This is a genomic window from Microbacterium oryzae, from assembly GCF_030406385.1.
GTDB classification, from domain to species: domain Bacteria; phylum Actinomycetota; class Actinomycetes; order Actinomycetales; family Microbacteriaceae; genus Microbacterium; species Microbacterium oryzae_A.
In genome coordinates this window covers 26,204-43,694 of sequence record NZ_JAUEPM010000011.1, presented here as the reverse complement: position 1 = coordinate 43,694, position 17,491 = coordinate 26,204, and the positions used below count along the sequence as shown (strand labels likewise).

Annotated in this window: 13 protein-coding genes, 1 tRNA gene and 1 pseudogene; 5 read left to right on the top strand and 10 right to left on the bottom strand. The window is 71.9% G+C overall.

From position 1 onward, the window contains the following. Positions 1–83 precede the first annotated feature (83 nt). A complete protein-coding gene (gene nucS, locus QWJ90_RS13670; RefSeq protein ID WP_290108404.1) occupies positions 84–779 on the top strand; it encodes an endonuclease NucS in 696 nt (231 codons plus the stop codon). 46 nt (positions 780–825) lie between these two features. Here nucS and QWJ90_RS13665 read toward each other — a convergent pair whose 3' ends face one another. After that, a complete protein-coding gene (locus tag QWJ90_RS13665; RefSeq protein WP_290108403.1) occupies positions 826–3,819 on the bottom strand; it encodes an alpha-mannosidase in 2,994 nt (997 codons plus the stop codon). A gap of 92 nt (positions 3,820–3,911) precedes the next feature. Between QWJ90_RS13665 and QWJ90_RS13660 the strand changes: the two genes are divergently transcribed. Further along, the gene (locus QWJ90_RS13660) at positions 3,912–4,604 is read left to right on the top strand and encodes an HAD hydrolase-like protein (RefSeq protein ID WP_290108402.1); all 693 of its coding nucleotides are present in this window, start codon (positions 3,912–3,914) and stop codon (positions 4,602–4,604) included. Positions 4,605–4,614: 10 nt separating this feature from the next. After that, on the top strand, positions 4,615–5,889 hold the full coding sequence (locus QWJ90_RS13655) for a hypothetical protein (RefSeq protein WP_290108401.1): 1,275 nt from the start codon (positions 4,615–4,617) through the stop codon (positions 5,887–5,889). Positions 5,890–5,980: 91 nt separating this feature from the next. Here the strand turns inward: QWJ90_RS13655 and QWJ90_RS13650 are convergent, their stop codons facing one another. The 5 genes from QWJ90_RS13650 to QWJ90_RS13630 form a co-directional block, all read right to left on the bottom strand. Further along, positions 5,981–6,187, bottom strand: coding sequence for a cold-shock protein (locus QWJ90_RS13650; protein ID WP_156242614.1), 207 nt, complete (start codon positions 6,185–6,187; stop codon positions 5,981–5,983). 323 nt (positions 6,188–6,510) lie between these two features. Then, positions 6,511–8,031 carry an L-arabinose isomerase gene (gene araA, locus QWJ90_RS13645; RefSeq protein ID WP_290108400.1) on the bottom strand — a complete coding sequence of 507 codons (1,521 nt, stop codon included), beginning with the start codon at positions 8,029–8,031 and terminating at the stop codon, positions 6,511–6,513. Next, complete coding sequence (locus QWJ90_RS13640; RefSeq protein ID WP_290108399.1) at positions 8,028–8,741, bottom strand: L-ribulose-5-phosphate 4-epimerase; 714 nt, start codon at positions 8,739–8,741, stop codon at positions 8,028–8,030. Before QWJ90_RS13640 ends, araA begins: the two co-directional genes overlap by 4 nt. Before the next feature lie 8 nt (positions 8,742–8,749). Next, a complete protein-coding gene (locus tag QWJ90_RS13635; RefSeq protein ID WP_290108398.1) occupies positions 8,750–10,357 on the bottom strand; it encodes a xylulokinase in 1,608 nt (535 codons plus the stop codon). 214 nt (positions 10,358–10,571) lie between these two features. Further along, complete coding sequence (locus tag QWJ90_RS13630) at positions 10,572–11,570, bottom strand: LacI family DNA-binding transcriptional regulator (protein ID WP_290108396.1); 999 nt, start codon at positions 11,568–11,570, stop codon at positions 10,572–10,574. A gap of 80 nt (positions 11,571–11,650) precedes the next feature. On the opposite strand from QWJ90_RS13630, the gene QWJ90_RS13625 reads away from it, so the two are divergent. Then, positions 11,651–12,991 carry a M4 family metallopeptidase gene (locus tag QWJ90_RS13625; protein WP_290108394.1) on the top strand — a complete coding sequence of 447 codons (1,341 nt, stop codon included), beginning with the start codon at positions 11,651–11,653 and terminating at the stop codon, positions 12,989–12,991. 57 nt (positions 12,992–13,048) lie between these two features. Here the strand turns inward: QWJ90_RS13625 and QWJ90_RS13620 are convergent, their stop codons facing one another. After that, positions 13,049–14,101 carry a YihY/virulence factor BrkB family protein gene (locus QWJ90_RS13620; RefSeq protein WP_290108393.1) on the bottom strand — a complete coding sequence of 351 codons (1,053 nt, stop codon included), beginning with the start codon at positions 14,099–14,101 and terminating at the stop codon, positions 13,049–13,051. A gap of 269 nt (positions 14,102–14,370) precedes the next feature. On the opposite strand from QWJ90_RS13620, the gene QWJ90_RS13615 reads away from it, so the two are divergent. Next, positions 14,371–15,216, top strand: coding sequence for a PRC and DUF2382 domain-containing protein (locus QWJ90_RS13615; RefSeq protein WP_290108392.1), 846 nt, complete (start codon positions 14,371–14,373; stop codon positions 15,214–15,216). A gap of 235 nt (positions 15,217–15,451) precedes the next feature. Here the strand turns inward: QWJ90_RS13615 and QWJ90_RS13610 are convergent, their stop codons facing one another. The 3 genes and pseudogenes from QWJ90_RS13610 to QWJ90_RS13605 form a co-directional block, all read right to left on the bottom strand. Next, positions 15,452–16,039, bottom strand: a complete 588-nt coding sequence (locus QWJ90_RS13610; protein WP_290108391.1) for a hypothetical protein — start codon at positions 16,037–16,039, stop codon at positions 15,452–15,454. A gap of 23 nt (positions 16,040–16,062) precedes the next feature. Next, positions 16,063–17,061 (bottom strand): annotated as a pseudogene (locus tag QWJ90_RS14900) (collagen-binding domain-containing protein); the annotation flags it as partial. Positions 17,062–17,310: 249 nt separating this feature from the next. Then, positions 17,311–17,394, bottom strand: a tRNA-Leu gene (locus tag QWJ90_RS13605). Positions 17,395–17,491 lie beyond the last annotated feature (97 nt).

Below are 17,491 nucleotides of genomic sequence, written 5' to 3'. Positions count from 1 at the left end.
GAGCGCCCGGATGACGCGAAATGCCGTCAGCGTCATACGTCGCTGACGATCGTGCGGCGAGCGGGGGCGGCTAGGCTCGTGCGGTGCGTCTCGTCATCGCCCGCTGCTCCGTCGACTACGCCGGTCGACTCAATGCGCATCTGCCCCTCGCCACCCGCGTGCTCATGCACAAGGGCGACGGGAGCCTGCTCGTCCACTCCGACGGCGGGTCGTACAAGCCGCTGAACTGGATGAGCCCGCCCTGTCGCCTCGACGTCGTCGCGCCCGACGAGGAGCTCGCCGCAGCCGGGGTCGTCGAGATCTGGAAGGTCACGCATCAGAAGACAGGCGACGCGCTCACGGTGCGGATCCACGAGGTCCTGAGCGACACGCGTCATGACCTCGGCGTCGACCCCGGCCTCATCAAGGACGGCGTGGAGGCCGATCTGCAGCGGCTCCTCGCCGAGCAGGTCGACCTCGTCTCCGCCGGCGCCACGCTCGTGCGCCGCGAGTACCCCACGGCCATCGGCCCGGTCGACCTGCTCGTCCGCGACGCGGAGGGTGTGGCCATCGCGGTCGAGGTCAAGCGCCGCGGCGACATCGACGGCGTCGAGCAGCTCACCCGCTATCTCGAGCTGCTGGGCCGCGACCCGCACCTCGCGCCCGTGCAGGGCGTCTTCGCCGCGCAGGAGATCAAGCCGCAGGCGCGCGTGCTGGCGGAGGACCGAGGCATCCGCTGCCTCACCCTCGACTACGAGGAGATGAAGGGCATCGAGTCGGGCGTCCCCCGCCTCTTCTGAGTCCCGGTGCCGGCGCCGCCGAACCCGCGAGATGGGGGGATCGGGGTCACGCGGCGGGACGCAAGCGCAGGGTCACGAGCTCGAACGGGCGCAGGGCGAGCGCGAGCGGATCCGCGGGCTGATCTGGGAGCGGTCGCTCGAGCAGGTCGGTCCGCACCCCACCCGCGAGGTCGAACCCCGGGACGAGGCGAGCCGTCGCCCGGCTCCCACGGGCCTCGTACAGCCGCACGACGACGTCGCCCGACCCGTCCTCAGCGAGCTTCACCGCCTCCACGAGCACCGACGGCGCACCGTCCACGCGCACGAGCGGGTCGGCCGGACGACCTCGGCGCACACGGGGCGGCACGTTGAGCCGATACCCCTCGGCGACCGCGTCGAGGACGCCGCCGGTCGAGAGCGCGTGCCGGAAGACGTGCACACCGCGGTCGGCCTCGGGATCGGGGTACACCGGCGCGCGCAGCAGCGATTCCCGCACCCGTGTGAACGCGCCGCCGCTCGGTCGCGGCCGCCGCGTCACGTCGTGGCCGTACACGCGGTCGTTGGCGACGGTCGCGCCGAAGCCCGGCTCGTCCACGTGGACCCACCGGTGCGCCACGGTCTCGAAGCGCGCGGCGTCCCACGAGGTGTTCGCCGCCACCGGCCGCCGGACGTGACCGAACTGGATCTCCGACGCCGCCGTCTCCGCCAGCACGTCGAGGTCGAAGCCGAGCTTCAGCAGCTTCTGCCGCTCCCGCCAGTCGACGGTCGTCTCGATGTCGAGGGCCCGGCCGTGCGGCGCCAGACGCAGCCGCTGGTGCACGGTCGACGCGCCGATCTCGCGCTCCACGACGAGCGCGTCGCCCTCCGCGCGCACGCCCACGACCCGCGCGGCCGGCAGCGGCGTGCGGGCGTAGTGCCGGTCGATGTCCCACGCGTCCCACTGGTTCGGGGTGTCGCGGAAGAGCTCGAGCACGTTCGCGCGTCCCTGCGGCGGGATGACCTCGCGCTCGGCCCGCAGGTCGACGAACGAGACGATCTCACCCGCGGCGTCCACGACGACCCGCACCGCGTCGCTCTCGAACACGAAGCGGCGGCCATCCCGTCGGAGGGAACCCCGGCCATCCGCTCGCGCGACCGCCGCGCCGAGGGCCGGCGCACCGTCGAGCCGCACCGGAGCCGGGTTCCAGACGACCTCCTCGTGGCCGTCGCCGCCGAGCACGGCGAGCGCCTCGTCGATGATCGACTCGAGGGCGGCGGCGACCTGCGCGTAGCGCTCCTCCGCCTGGCGATGCACCCACGCGATCGACGAGCCGGGCAGGATGTCGTGGAACTGCTGCAACAGCACCGTGTGCCACGCGTCCTGCAGGGCGTCGGCGGGGTAGGGCGCGCCATGCCGGATGGCCGCGGTCGCGGCCCACAGCTCCGCCTCGCGGAGGAGATGCTCGCTGCGCCGATTGCCCGCCTTCGTGCGGGCCTGCGACGTGTACGTGCCGCGGTGGAACTCGAGGTAGAGCTCGCCCGACCACGTCGCGGGATCGGGCAGCGCGGCCTTCGCCGCGGCGAAGAACGCGTCGGGCCGCATGATCTCCACGCGCGGCGACCCCTCGAGGTCGCGCTTCCGGCGCGCGGTCTCGAGCATCTCGCGGGTCGGCCCGCCACCCCCGTCGCCGAAGCCGAACGGCACGAGCGAGAGGTCGCTGACCCCCCGCTCGGCGTTCTGGCGCTCAACTCGGTCGAGGTCGATCGCGCCCAGGTCGGAGCTGTACGTGTCGACGGGCGGGAAGTGCGTGAACACGCGACTGCCGTCGATCCCCTCCCAGAGGAACGTGTGGTGCGGCATCGCGTTCGTCTCGTTCCACGAGATCTTCTGCGTGAGGAAGCTGTCCGACCCCGACGCGCGCACGATCTGCGGCAGCGCCCCGGAGTAGCCGAACGAGTCCGGCAGCCACACCTCGGTCGTCTCGACGCCGAGCTCCCGCAGGAAGTACCCCTTGCCGGCGACGAGCTGCCGCACCAGCGCCTCGCCGCCCGGCAGGTTCGTGTCGGACTCCACCCACATCCCGCCCACGGGCACCCAGCGCCCCTCCGCGACCCGCTCGCGGATGCGCGCGAACAGGGCGGGATGGTGCTCCTGCATCCACGCGTACTGCTGCGCGGACGAGGCGGCGAAGACGAGCTCCGGATGGCGGTCCATCAGGTCGAGGACGTTGGAGAACGTCCGCGCGCACTTGCGGATCGTCTCGCGCGTGGGCCATAGCCACGCGGAGTCGATGTGCGCGTGGCCGACGGCGGCGACCCGATGCGCCGATCCGGCCGCCGACGCGGCGAGCGCGGGTGCGAGCACCTCGCGGACCGCGGCAGCCGACTCGGGGACGTCGTCCGGGTCGAGGACGTCCACGGCGACCTCGAGCGTGCGCAGCAGCCCCGCACGCCGCGGCGACCGCTCCGGCAGCACGGCGAGGAGGCCCTCCAGCACCGCCCAGTCGCGCTCGAGCGAGGCGACCTCGAGATCGCGCAGGACGAGGTCGATGCCGCCGAAGGAATACAGCGGCTCCTCCCCCGAGGTCTGCGGATGGCCGAGCGGCGTCTCGCGGAACGTCCACTCCTGCGCGATGTCGGGATTCGACGCCGCTTCCAGGAACACGTCGAACGCGGCGCCATCGATCGGGACCCAGTCGTTCAGCGGCTCGATCCCCTTCACGACGCGGCCGTCGCCCGTCCACGCCAGGGCCTCGGCCTGGAAGCCGGGCTGGCCGCCTCGGAAACCCAGGTCGACGACGAGCTCGACCGCGTGCGTGCCGGCCGCGACCCGGCGACGCCAGTCCTCCGGAACCTCGCCGCGCACACGCAGCCATGTCGTGCCCCACGCGCGGCCCCACCGCTCCCCGCGTGCGAGCGACCGGTAGGACTGACCGCGCGCCTCCTCGAATGGCACCGGCTCGCCCGGGACCTCCCAGGCCGTGACCGGCAGCGGCTGCCGCTCGGCGCGGATGGCCGGGACGACGCGGTCGCGATAGGCGCGGGCGATGCGGCGGACGAGCAGAGCGGAGTCGTCATGCATATCGGGAGACAAGCACGAGCGGATGGTCCACCGCCAGCGGCGCGCAGGGATCGCGGCAGGCCGCCCATCCGGCCCGTCGATAGGGTGGCATCATGGCGTCGTCCGAGAACTCCCCCTGGTCCTGCATCCTCTGGGACGTCGACGGCACGGTCGCCGACGCCTCGGCCGGCATCCTGCCGCGCATCACGCAGGTGCTCACCGACCTCGGTCGCACTCCGCCCCCGCCTGAGGAGCTGTCGGCGTGGATCGGCCCGCCGATGCTCGAGTCCTTCCAGGTGCGCGGCATGCTGAGCGCCGACGAGGCCGTCGACGCCGTGGCGCGCTACCGCGAGCTCGCCGCCCGCGAGGGCTATGCGGAGTCCGTCGCCCTCTATCCGGGTGTCGCCGACCTCATCCACGCCGTGAACGCGGCCGGGGTGCCGCAGTCGACCGCCAGCACCAAGCCCGAGAACCAGGTGCGGGCCATCCTCGAGCACTACGGCCTCGACGGCTGCTTCACCTCGATCAACGGGGCGTCGTCGGATGCCGACGTCCTCGACACGAAGTCGACGGTCCTCGCCAGGGCCCTGAAGCGGCTGGAGGAAGCCGGCGTCGACACCTCGCGTCCGGTGCTCGTCGGCGACCGGCACCACGACGTCGACGGCGCGACCGAGCACGGCGTGCCGGTCGTCTTCGTGCGGTGGGGCTTCGGCACGCCGGGCGAAGAGGAAGGCGCGATCGCGGTCGTCGACGACATCGACCAGCTGCGCGCCGTGCTGATCTCCGAGCAGCGCGACGCGGCGTAGTCCTCGCGCCATGCTGGACATCGACATCGAGCCCGAGGACGTGCTCGTCTGGCTGGTGCCCGCCGCCATCGTGTTCGCGGGCGCCGCCCTCGCCGTCGTGCTCACGGTCTGGCTCGTCAAGCGAGCGCGCCGCGGGCGTCGAGCGCGGGCGAAGGCCGACGCAGCGCTCGACGCGGTCGGCGCGACTCTGGTGCGGCTCGACGACGACCTCGACGAGCTCGAGCTGGAGCTCTCGCTCTCCGGGGCTCTGTACGGCGGCGACCCGCCCCCGACGCTGCGGCGCGCGCGCATGACCGCCCAGCACACGCGAGACGACGCGTTCGCCGAGTACCGCGACCTGCGGAAGTCGACCGAGCTCCCCGCACGGATTCGGCGGCGGACGCGCGCCCTCAGCGCGCGCCTGGAGTCGGCCCTGCGGTCGCTCGCGGCGGCGCGGACCGCACACGACGCGTGGATCGAGGCGAACGTGACCGCCGGCGCGCAGATCGACGCCGCCCGCGTGCGCCTGATCGAGGTCGAGGGCCGGATGGGCGATCCGGCGGTCCTCCTGCGCGAGCTGGCGGGGCGCGCAGACCCCGAGGAGTGGACGGACGCGGCGGATGCCGCGACCGCCGCCCGAGCCGCGCTGGACGACGCCGCACGCCGGCTCGACGCGGCCGCTCGCTGCGCGGAGGACCCGACGCAGTCCCCGCTCGACGACCTCGCCGAGGCGGAACGGCGCCTCCGGACGGCCGAGCAGCGCAGTCGCGCCCTCGAGGAGCGTCACCGGATCGTCCTTCAGGCCGCGCAGGCGGTGCCCGACGAGCTCGAAGCCGCGGCCGCGGCCATCCGCTCGGCGACGGCGATGCGAGCCGCCCTCGAGCCGGTCGACGCGGAGCGCCTGGGTGACGAGATCGCGCGCGCGGCGGACGAGCTCGACGGTCTGCGCGTGCAGGCGGATCGTCGCCCCGTCGCGACGAACGAGGCCATCGCACGCCTGCGCGACCGGCTCGACAGGGCGCTCGCCGACGCGCGCACCGCGCAGCAGCGCCTGCTGGGAGCGCGCAGCGCCCTGCCCGGGACGCTGGCTGCCGCGCGGAGCGCCCTCGCTCGCGCGGAGGCGACGGTGGGGCGGGAATCATCCCTCGAGGCGCGGGTGCGCCTCGACGCCGCACGGACGCAGCTCGCCCAGGCCCGGCAGACGGCAGACCCCGTGGAGGCTCTCGACGACGCGCGCCGGGCCATCCGTCACGCGGAGGACGCGAAGGCGCTCGCCGACTACGACCGGGACCGCGCCCGGACATGACGATGCCCGGGCGGCATCCCTCGTGAGGGAACGGCCCGGGCACGGAGAAGGGCCCGGCGAATCGATCGCACGGGCCCCCGAAGGCTGAGGTTTACAGCGGTCGGATGTTCTCCGCCTGCAGGCCCTTGGGGCCCTGGGCGATCTCGAACTCGACCCGCTGGTTCTCTTCGAGCGAGCGGTAGCCGCTCGCGGTGATCGCGGTGTAGTGCGCGAAGACGTCGGAGCCGCCCTCGTCAGGAGCGATGAAGCCGAAGCCCTTCTCCGAGTTGAACCACTTGACGGTGCCCTGCGTGCTCATGTACTGCCGTTCTATTTAGAGGTACCGGCGCAGATTTCGCACCGGCTTAGGCCCACCGTACGGGAGTGCGGAGCAAAAGGATAGGGCGAAGTCCTCGAATGACGAGATGGTCGGCAGATCGCCAGAAATGAGATCAGCCCCCATCGGCCAGGGGGGATGGCGATGAGGGCTGGACGACCGAGAGGTGCGTCTGAGAACAGACTACGGCATGTGTCCCCCATTTGGGGGACACATTCGCGAAATCGGCGAAAAAAGTCATTCAGGAGCATGGATGAGCCGGTCCCCGCCGCGCCAGCGGACGGCGCGACGGGGATCTGGACCGCTCAGAGCCCCTGGGCCACCCGGTAGTACACCGCGTTCCAGCGGAGCTCGCGCTCGAAGCCGTGCAGCGTCGTGTCGTCGTCGATGGTGACGAGCTCGATGCCCGACATCTTCGCGAAGTCGCGGAACACGTCGACACCGATCTGCGTCGACATCACGGTGTGGTGCGCGGCTCCCGCCGCGAGCCACGCCGCCGCCGACGTGTGGAAGTCCGGTGCCGGACGCCACAGGGCATGCCCGACGGGCAGCTTCGGCATGGGCGCGGGAAGGTCGACGTTCTCGACGACGTTCGCCACGAGGCGGAAGCGGTCGCGCATGTCGCTCATCGCGACGACGACGGCGGGTCCGGCGTCGGCGGTGAAGACCAGGCGCACCGGGTCCTCGCGGTCGCCGATGCCCAGCGGGTGCACCTCGAGGCGGGGCTTGGCGGTGGTGAGCGATGGGCTCACCTCGAGCATGTGCGCGCCGAGGATGAGCTCGTTGCCCGCCTCGAGGTGGTACGTGTAGTCCTCCATCAGGCTCGCGCCGCCCGGGAGGCCAGCACCCATGACCGACGCGAGACGCACGAGCACCGCCGTCTTCCAGTCGCCCTCGGCGCCGAAGCCGTAGCCGTCGGCCATGAGCCGCTGCACGGCGAGGCCGGGGAGCTGCCGCAGACCGCCGAGGTCCTCGAAGGAGGTCGTGAAGGCGCTGAAGCCGCCCGCCTCGAGGAAGGAGCGCAGGCCGATCTCCACCTTCGCGCCGTAACGCAGCGACTCCGCGCGCTCGCCGCCCGGGCGCAGCTCCTCCGCGACATCGTAGAGATCGAGGTACTCCTCGATGAGCGCGTCGACGTCGGCCTCGCTCGCGGCGTCCACGGCCTCGACGAGGTCGTTCACGCCCCACGTGTTCACCTGCACGCCGAGCCGGATCTCCGCCTCGGTCTTGTCGCCCTCGGTCACGGCGACGAAGCGCATGTTGTCGCCGAAGCGCGCGAGCTTCAGCCCCTGCGCGGCCGCGCGACCGGCGGCGGCGCGCGCCCACACCCCCACGCGTGCGGTGACCTGCGGGTCACTGACGTGGCCGACGACCGTGGTGCGCGGCACGCCGAGGCGCGTCTCGATGTAGCCGAACTCGCGGTCGCCGTGCGCGGCCTGGTTCAGGTTCATGAAGTCCATGTCGATCTCGGCATACGGGAGCTCGACGTTCACCTGCGTGTGCAGGTGCAGGAGCGGCTTCTGCAGCGCGTTCAGGCCCGCGATCCACATCTTGGCGGGGCTGAAGGTGTGCATCCACGCGATGAGGCCGACCACGCTGTCATCGGCGTTCGCCTCGAGGATCAGGCGTCGGATCTCATCCGACCCGGTGAGGACCGGCTTCCAGACGACCCGCACCGGGACATCCGGCGAGTCGACGAGCCCCTGCGCGACCTGCTGCGACTGCTCGGCCACCTGGCGGAGCGTCTCCTCGCCGTAGAGGTGCTGGCTTCCGGTGAGGAACCAGACCTCCTGCTGTGCGAGATCCGGGATGATGCTGCGGCTCATCGGTTCATGCCTCCCTGGGGCGTCTGTCCGTACACGTTCTGGTAGCGGTTGTAGAGGTGGTCGATCTTCTCCTGCGGGATCGCCACGGGCTCGCCGAGCTGCCGGGCGATGTGCACGCTGCGCGCGGCGTCCTCGACCATGACGGCCGCCTTGACGGCGTCCTTCGCGTCCTTGCCGATCGTGAAGGGGCCGTGGTTCTTCATGAGGACCGCGCGCGAGCGGTGACCGCGGAGCGTTTCGACGATCCCCCGGCCGATCGAGTCGTCGCCGATGACGGCGAACGGGCCGACCGGGATCTCGCCGCCGAACTCGTCGGCCATGCCGGTGATCACGCAGGGGATCGGCTCAGCCCGCGCGGCCCACGCCACGGCGTAGGTGGAGTGCGTGTGCACGACGCCGCCGACCTCGGGCATGTTGCGGTACACGTAGGCGTGCGCCTCGGTGTCGCTCGAGGGGCTCCGCTCCGACCCGGGTGTGCCTTCGATGACGTCGCCGTCGAGGTCGCAGAGGATCATGTTCTCCGGCGCGAGGTCGTCGTAGCTGACGCCGGACGGCTTGATGACGAAGAGGTCGGCGCCCGGCACGCGGCCGGACACGTTGCCGCCGGTCCACACGACGAGCCCGTAGCGGGTGAGCTCGCCGTGGAGCTTCGCGACATCGGCGCGCACGCGGTCGATCGAGGCCTGGACCTCTGGGCTGAAGTCGGACATGACGTTCCTCACTCTCGGGTGTCGGCGTTGGGCACGGCGGCCACCGCCGCGGCTTCCACCGCGAGGCCGCGGCGCCAGCGCTGCAGGTAGGTGTCGAAGGCGGCGACGTCCGCCGCCTCCGGGACGACGGCCTCGGCGGCCGCGTCGGCGAAGAGCTCCTCGTCCAGCCAGGACGACAGGTCCCGGCCATCCGCCGAACCGTCGAGCACCGCGCGCCGGTACTGGCCGAGCACCGCGATCCCCCAGGCCCCGCCCTCGCCCGCCGTCTCGGAGACGGAGACCGGGGCGCCGAGGGCGGCCGCGAGGATCCGCTGCGCGACGCCGCGCGTGCGGAACATGCCGCCGTGCGCGCGCATCGCCTCGATCGCGACGCCCTCGTCGGTCAGCGTGCGCATGCCGAGGCTGAGCGCGGCGAACGCTCCCTGGAGCTGAGCCCGGGCGAACGACGCGAGGGAGAGACGGGACCCGGGCGTGCGCACGAAGAGCGGGCGCCCCTCGTCGAGACCGGCGATCGGCTCTCCGGAGAGGAAGTTGTAGACGAGCATGCCGCTGTCGGCCTCGGCCGTGAGCGCGGAGCCGAGCAGCGCCTCGAACACCGCGTCGGGGGCGACGGGGTGCCCGAGCGCGGCGGCGAACTCGCCGAAGACATCGGCCCAGGCGTTCAGCTCGCTCGCGCCGTTGTTGCAGTGCACCATCGCGACGGCGTCACCGGCCGGCGTCGTCACGATGTCGATCTCCTCGTGCGGGGTGCGCGGCCCCTCCTCGAGCACGACCATGGCGAAGATGCTGGTGCCGGCGCTGACGTTGCCGGTGCGCGGGGCGACCGCTCCGGTCGCCACCATGCCCGTTCCGGCATCCCCCTCGGGCGGGCAGAGCGGAGCGCCCGGCTGCAGCGCGCCGGTCGGGTCGAGGAGCGCAGCCCCCGCAGCCGTGAGCTCGCCGGCGTCCTCCCCCGCGCTGCGGACCTCGGGCAGCAGGTCCGCGATGCGAAGACCGGCGGCGCCGTGGGCGGCCGCGCGCTCGTCGAAGGTCGCGAGCATCGCCGCGTCGTAGGTGCCCGTGACGGTGTCGATGGGGAACATTCCCGAGGCGTCGCCGACGCCCAGCACGCGGCGCCCGGTCAGCAACCCGTGGACGTAGCCGGCGAGAGTCGTGATGGCGTGCACACGGGAGACATGGTCCTCGCCGTCGATGATCGCCTGATGCAGGTGCGCGACGGACCACCGCAGCGGGATGGCGAAACCGAACGCCTCGCTGAGCTCGGCCGCGGCCTGGCCGGTGTTCGTGTTGCGCCAGGTGCGGAACGGCACGAGCAGCTCGCCACCCTCGTCGAACGCGAGGTAGCCGTGCATCATGGCCGAGACGCCGATCGCGGCGAAGGAGGTCGGCTTCGCGCCGTGCTCGCGCTCGACGGCGTCGGCGAGCTCTGCGTACGCAGCCTGGAGGCCCGCGCGCACGTCGTCGAGCGAGTAGGTCCACAGCCCGTCCACGAGCTGGTTCTCCCACGTGAACCCGCCGGTGGCGAGCGTCGTGCCATCCGGTGCCACCAGGCACGCCTTGATGCGGGTGGAGCCCAGCTCGATCCCCAGCGATGCCCGCGCGATTGCTTCCGACATCCGTCCTCCTCGACCATGTGAGCGCTCACATCAGCGCCCCGGCAAGATTACCGGCCCTTTCCCCGAGCCGCAATCGCCGCCGCGCAGCGCTGGCGGGACACGTCGCAGGATCTTCGCGGGCTGCGACCTCGGCGAGCGCCGGGATGACGGGCATCCCGACCCGGAGCGGCGTCGAATCTCCTGCGAGATGTCCCGCCCGGCCATCCCGGCCGCGTCACCCCTCTGCGCGCGGGACGGCGGTCGAGCGTCGCACGACGAGGCGCGGAGCCACGGCCTCCAGCGGCGGGGCCGACGCGCCGTCGAGCCGTGCGACGAGGCGAGCCACCGCTCGGCGCCCGATCTCGGCGAAGTCCTGGTGCGCGGTCGTCAGCGGCGGCAGCGCGTGCGCGGCCTCCGGGATGTCGTCGAACCCCGTGACGCTCACGTCCTCCGGCACGCGCACGCCGCGATCGGCCAGCCCGTGCACGACGCCGAGCGCCATCTGGTCGTTGCCGGCGACGACCGCCGTCGCGCGCGGGTCGAGCGATGCGGCGAGCGCGTATCCGGCGTCGGCCGTCCAGTCGCCCGCGAGCACGGGAAGCAGCGGCAGCCCGCGCTCGCGCGCCGAGCGCTCGAACGCGTCGCGCCGCAGGTCGGCCTCGATGTAGCCCGCGGGCCCTGCGATGTGCTGGATGGCCGTGTGCCCGAGGGCGCGGAGGTGGTCGACGAGCGCGTCGATCGCGGCGGACTGGTCGACGCTCACGGCGTCGAGCCCCTCTCCCCCGCCCTGCAGCGTGAGGAAGGGGAGCTCGAGCCCCTCGAGCTCGGCGACCATGACGCGGTACGGCGTGATCGCGACGAGCGCCTCGACCGCGTGGTCGAGGAGGAACTCCACCCCCGCGCGCACGGCGTCGGGCTCGGGGACCACGCTCGTGACGAGGGGCCGGTAGCCGGCAGCCCGCACGGCGTGCTCCACCGCGAGCAGGGTGCTCACCGGGCCGAATCCCGCGGTCGCGGGGGTCAGCACGCCGATGGACCGGCTGCGGCTCGTCGCCAGCGTGCGGGCAGCGACGCTGCGGCGATACCCCAGCTCGCGGATGGCCTCGAGCACGCGCTCGCGGGTCGCCGGCCGGATCCCCGCGTAGTCGTTGAGCACCCGCGACACCGTCTGATGAGAGACCTGCGCGCGCTGCGCCACGTCGTAGATGCTCGGCCCGCGCCGCTGATCCGCCATCGGTCCTCCCGGGGCTCCACGCTAGCGGCACCCGACCGGCACCCGTGGCGGATGTCGGAGACCGGGGATACCGTCGCTGCATGAACGGGATCGTGCCGCCGTACCTGCTGGAACGCCTCACCACCCACGCGGATGAGCGCGTGTCGGCCTGCGCCGCGCGCACGCTCACCGTCGACGAGACGCTGCGCGTGAAGCGCACGGTCGCCGTGCCGACCGTGCGCGCCACGCTCGTCGCGCCCCATCCGCAGCGGACGATCTCCGACGCCGCGAACACGACCGCCCTCCCCGGCACCACCGTGCGGCGCGAGGGCGATCCCGCCACCGGCGACGTCGCAGCCGATGAGGCCTACGACGCGCTGGGGGCGACATGGACGCTCCTGCAGGAGGAGTACGGCCGCGACTCGCTGGATGGCGCCGGGCGCCCCCTGCTCGCGACGGTCCACTACGGCGACCGGTACGACAACGCCTTCTGGGATGGCGAGCGCATGGTCTTCGGCGATGGCGACGGCCAGGTCTTCCGTTCGTTCACCTCGGCCGTCGACATCGTCGGGCACGAACTCGCGCACGGACTCGTGCAGGCGACCGTCGACCTCGTGTACCAGGGCCAGTCCGGCGCGCTCAACGAGTCGGTCGCCGACGTGATCGGCAGCCTGGTGAAGCAGCGGCTGCTGGGGCAGACGGCCGCCGAAGCGGACTGGCTCATCGGCGCCGGCATCTTCACCGATCAGGTGCAGGGCGTCGCCCTGCGCTCGCTCGCCGCTCCCGGAACGGCCTACGACGACGACGTGCTGGGCGCCGACCCGCAGCCGGCGTCCATGGCGGACTACGTGGAGACGACGAGCGACAACGGCGGCGTCCACATCAACTCCGGCATCCCCAATCGCGCCTTCCACCTGGCCGCCACAGCGATCGGGGGCCATTCGTGGGATGGCGCGGGTCGCGTCTGGTACGACGTCCTCGAGGGCAGGATGGTCGCCTCGGACGCTGACTTCGCGGCCTTCGCCGCCGCGACCATCCGCGCCGCCGGCGAGCGCTTCGGTGACGGCTCGCCGCAGCAGACGGAGGTGGCAGCGGCGTGGACGGAGGTGGGCGTCGCGCCGTCCGCCCCGGAGGCCACCTCTCCCGCGCCCGCCGTTGCCGACACCGTGCGAGTGGAGCGCTCCGGCGGCCTCCTCGGGCGGGTGCACGTCGCCGAGGTGCCGGAATCGGCGCTGCCCCAGCCCGAGCGCGACCGACTCGTCTCCCTCGCCGAGACCGTCGCTCCCGAGGCGCGCCCCGTGCCCGACGGCTACACCTGGCGGATCGAGATCTCGCAGCGCGTGGATATCACCGTCGGCGAGCAGGGCCTTCCCGACGAGGTGCTGGCGCTGCTGCGCGGGATCCTCGAGCGCGGCGAGCGCGGCTCGCAGCAGGAGGGCTGAGCGCACGAAGAGGCGGCCACCCTGTCGGGCGGCCGCCTCTTCCCGACGGTGCGAGCGTCAGTCGTTGTCGCGTCGGATCTCGCGGGCCTTCGCGACGTCCTTGCGATGTGCTTCGGCGGCCTTCTCGATGCGCTTGTCGTCGCGCAGGGGAAGCTGGATGCGCTCCTCCGCGGGCAGACCCGCTTCGAGCTCGCGGCCGCGCTCCATCTCCGCATCGAACTCCGCGCCGATGAGCAGCGCGATGTTGGCGATCCACAGCCACAGCAGGAACACGATCACACCAGCGAACGAGCCGTAGGTGCGGTTGTAGTTGGAGAAGTTCGCGACGTAGAAGGCGAAGCCGAGCGAGGCGATCAGGAGGATGACGATCGCGAGGACGGCACCCATGCTGATCCAGCGGAACTTCGGCTGCTTCACGTTCGGCGTCGCGTAGTACAGCATCGCGATGAGGAGCACGACGATGGCGGCGAGGACCGGCCAGCGCGCGATGTTCCACACGGTCACCGCGACGTCGCCCAGCCCGATGGCATCGCCGATCGCCTGCGCGATCGGGCCCGAGATCACCAGCAGCACGGCGGCGAGCGCGATCATCACGACGGTGATGAGCGTCACGAGCAGCTGCAGCGGCTTGAGCTTCAGGAAGGTGCGGCCCTCGTCCACGCCGTAGATGCGGTTCATCCCGCGGGTGAACGCGCCGACGTAGCCCGAGGCGGACCAGATGGCGAGCACGAGACCGCTGATGAGGGCGAATCCGGCTGCCGGCGAATTGGCGATGTCGGTGACCGGCCCCTCGAGCATGTCGACGGTGTCGCCCGGCGCGATGGAGCCGATGATCCCCAGCACGGCGTCCGCTGCCTGCTGCCCCTGCCCGACGACGCCGAGAAGGGAGAAGACGGCGAGGAGGCCGGGGAACAGCGCCAGGACGCCGTAGTAGGTCAGGCTCGCGGCGATGTCCTGGCATTGGTCCGCCAGGAACTCGCGGAACGACTTCCGCGCGACGAACGCCCACGACCTCTTGTCGATCTGGGTCGGGGAGTCCGGCTGATCCGGATGCTCGGGCGCTGACGTGTTGGCGTCGTCCGGGTTCTGGGCGGTCTGCGATGGCGTCATGTCCGTGCCTTTCTCGTCTCCCCTCGATGTAACGCGACCCGGACCCGTCCTGGGCACGGGTTGACCCATGAGCGCCGGTATGCAAGCCCTCGGGACGGCCGCCGGGGTCGGCGAGGATAGGCCGTCGCTCGGCCTCTGACAACCCGAGGAGTTGAGCGGATGGGGCGACCTAGCGTTCACGGCGTGACTGATTCTCATGGGGATCGGCGCGGGGCACGTCGGCGAACCCGCCGACGCCCTCTCCGGAGAAGAAAGCGAGAACGATCGAGATGATCAACGAGCAGAACCTCAACAGCCTCAGCGGTGCGAACGTCGTCGACAGCGACGGGCACAAGATCGGCTCCGTCGGCCAGATCTACGTCGACTCCGACTCGGGTCGCCCCAGCTGGGCCACCGTCAAGACGGGTCTCTTCGGCACGTCCGAGTCGTTCGTCCCCCTCGAGCAGGCCGAGGAGACCGGGGGCGACCTGCGGGTCCCCTTCTCGAAGGACTTCGTGAAGGACGCTCCGCGCATCGAGAGCGACGGCGAGCTCTCCGAGGCGGAGGAGGACGAGCTCTACGCCTACTACCGCGACTCGAGCCGATCGGGCGGAACGGGCGGAACGGGCGACGACTTCGCTGGGAACGGCACCGGTGTCGGCACGGGCACCACCGGTGTCGGCACGGGCACCACCGGCGGGACCTTCGTCGACGACGTGGATCGCGACCGCGACACCGGGCGCGGCGTCGGCGGCGACGACGCGATGACCCGCTCGGAGGAGCGGCTGAACGTCGGCACCGAGCGGGTCGAGACGGGCCGCGCCCGGTTGCGCAAGTACGTCGTCACCGACCACGAGACGGTCACCGTCCCCGTGGAGCGCGAGGAGGTCCGTCTCGAACGCGAGCCCATCACGGACGGCAACGCAGGCGACGCCCTCGACGGTCCCGACATCAGCGAGGCCGAGCATGAGGTCGTCCTGACCGAGGAGCGTCCGGTCGTCGACAAGGAGACCGTGCCCGTCGAGCGCGTCCGCCTCGACACCGAGACGGTCAGCGACACCGAGCGGGTCGAGGCCGACGTCCGCAAGGAGGAGGTCGAGCTCGATGGCGACGCCGACGGGCGCCGCGGCGTCTGACCCAGGTACGAGAAAGCCCCCGGTCACATCGACCGGGGGCTTTCTCGTGCACCTCGGGGAGGACACACGCTCGAGCCGCTAGGACGACCGCCGTGCGCGTCGACGACCGACCGCACCGCGGATCAGCAGAGCTCCTCCTAGGGCGATGAGCGCGCCCCCGGAGATCCAGCCGGGCAACAGCGCCGGCATCTGACCACCGGTTGGCGTGAGACCGCCGTCGGGGCCCGATCCGTCATCACCGTGGTGCGGGCCCCCTTCGCCTGACGGAGGGGTACTCGCCGAGGGCTCCGCGGACGGTGTCGGGGCTCCGCTCGGCGGAAGAGGCGTCCCGGTCGGCTCCGGTGTCGACGTCGGTTGCGAAGTCGGCGTCGGCGTGGGGTCCCCCGTGGGCTCCGGGGTCGGCGTTCCCGTCGGCTGCGGCGTCGGCTCGGGTGTCGGTTCCGAAGTCGGCGTCGGCGTCGGGTCCCCCGTGGGCTCCGGAGTCGGCGTCCCCGTCGGTTCCGGCGTCGGCTCCGGCGTCGGCTCCGAAGTCGGCGTCGGCGTCGGCTCCGAAGTCGGCGTCGGCTCCGGCGTCGGCTCCGAAGTCGGCGTCGGCGTCGGCTCCGAAGTCGGCGTCGGCGTCGGCGTCCCCGTGGGTTCCGGCGTCGGCTCCGGAGTCGGCATCCCCGTCGGCGCCGGCGTCGGCGTCCCCGTCGGCCCCGGCGTCGGCTCGGGTGTCGGTTCCGAAGTCGGCGTCGGCGTCGGGTCTCCCGTCGGCTCCGGAGTCGGCGTCCCCGTCGGCTCCGGCGTCGGCGACGGCGGCGTGGCGCTTCCCTCGGTGCACGACAGAGTCGTGTCGAACGGGAAATCGTGAACCTCTCTCGGCCCTCGCCCGGCGTCGCGCCCGTGGGCGAAAGAGGCTGCGATGACGTTGCCCTCGATGTTCTGCGTGATCTGCCAGTCGAGGTGCGCTCGTGGAGCGTAGACGGCACCTTCCAGGCTGTCGCCACCGGTGACGGTCACGGTGGTGGCGTTGACGAAATTCCACAGGATGTAGGGGGCAGAGAGTGCGCTCACTCCGGGGGTGTTAGGGATGTCGCCCGCGAACGATCCGATGACATTGATCAGCAGCGGAGTGTCGCGCGTGGGCGGCGGACTGATGGCGAGTTCGGAGAGATCCGCCAGCTCCTGCGCGGTCAGCGACAGCACGTTCGTCGCCCCTGGCGCCAGAGGCGCGCGGACGTTCGCATCCGAGGGGACGGGGCGCGGAATCGGCTGCCCCGAATCCCGAGACAGCAGTGTCACCGTCGGCGCACATGAGCCCAACATCGTCGAGGTCTCGCGGTAGAGCGCGAACGCACTCGGAACGTCGAGCAGAGTCGCAGGCACGGGCATGGACACGGATTCGGCTGGCTGCCGGATGACCGTCTCCAGCCGCGGAGCGGACTCGTAGGGGGTGCCCGGACGCACCACGTGAAGGCTGCCCGCCGCTCCGTTGCTGTCGACATCGCGCGCCTGGTAGGTCGTCGTCTCGGCGATCTTCACATAGCCGCCCTCCAGCACGCGAAGGACCGGTGAGCTGCTGGGCCAGGAGATGCCGCCACCCACATAGAGCGCGATGTGCTCGGCGTCGCCGGGCGCGGTCACCGTCTCCCGCCCGCCGAAGATGTTGTAGGAGGTCGTGAAGGCGAGGTCGCCGCCTGCGGCCAGTGTTCCCTCGAACTCGTCCGCGTGAAGTGAGACGTCGCCCTCGACGAAGACGAGGAAGTCGCCGTTGGCGGCCGCGCCCCGCAGGGGCTGAGTGACGGGATTGATCGGACCGATCGGATCACCGGGTGCAGCGACCGCCGGAGGGGAACCTGTCACCACGACGACTCCGAGACCGACCGCGAGGAGACCGACGATCGGGGATGACGAACGCTTAGTCGGAGCATTCACGCCGCCATGCTGACGCGAATCGGGTACGGCCACAAGAGGGCACCGTGCACGGAACGCGCGGCCCCTGCGCACTCGGCGCGCTTCCCTCGGCGACGCCGACGGGCGCCGCGGCGTCTGACCCAAGTACGAGAAAGCCCCCGGTCACATCGACCGGGGGCTTTCTCGCGACATCCGCTGTGCGCGAGGGGGGAGTTGAACCCCCACGCCCTTTCGGGCACTGGCACCTGAAGCCAGCGCGTCTGCCTATTCCGCCACTCGCGCAGAGTCCGAGACTTCCGAACCCAACTTCCCGAGAATAACACGACCGACCGGGCCTCGCGAAAGCGGGATCACGGGCGCGTCGCCCCGCCGATGCCGT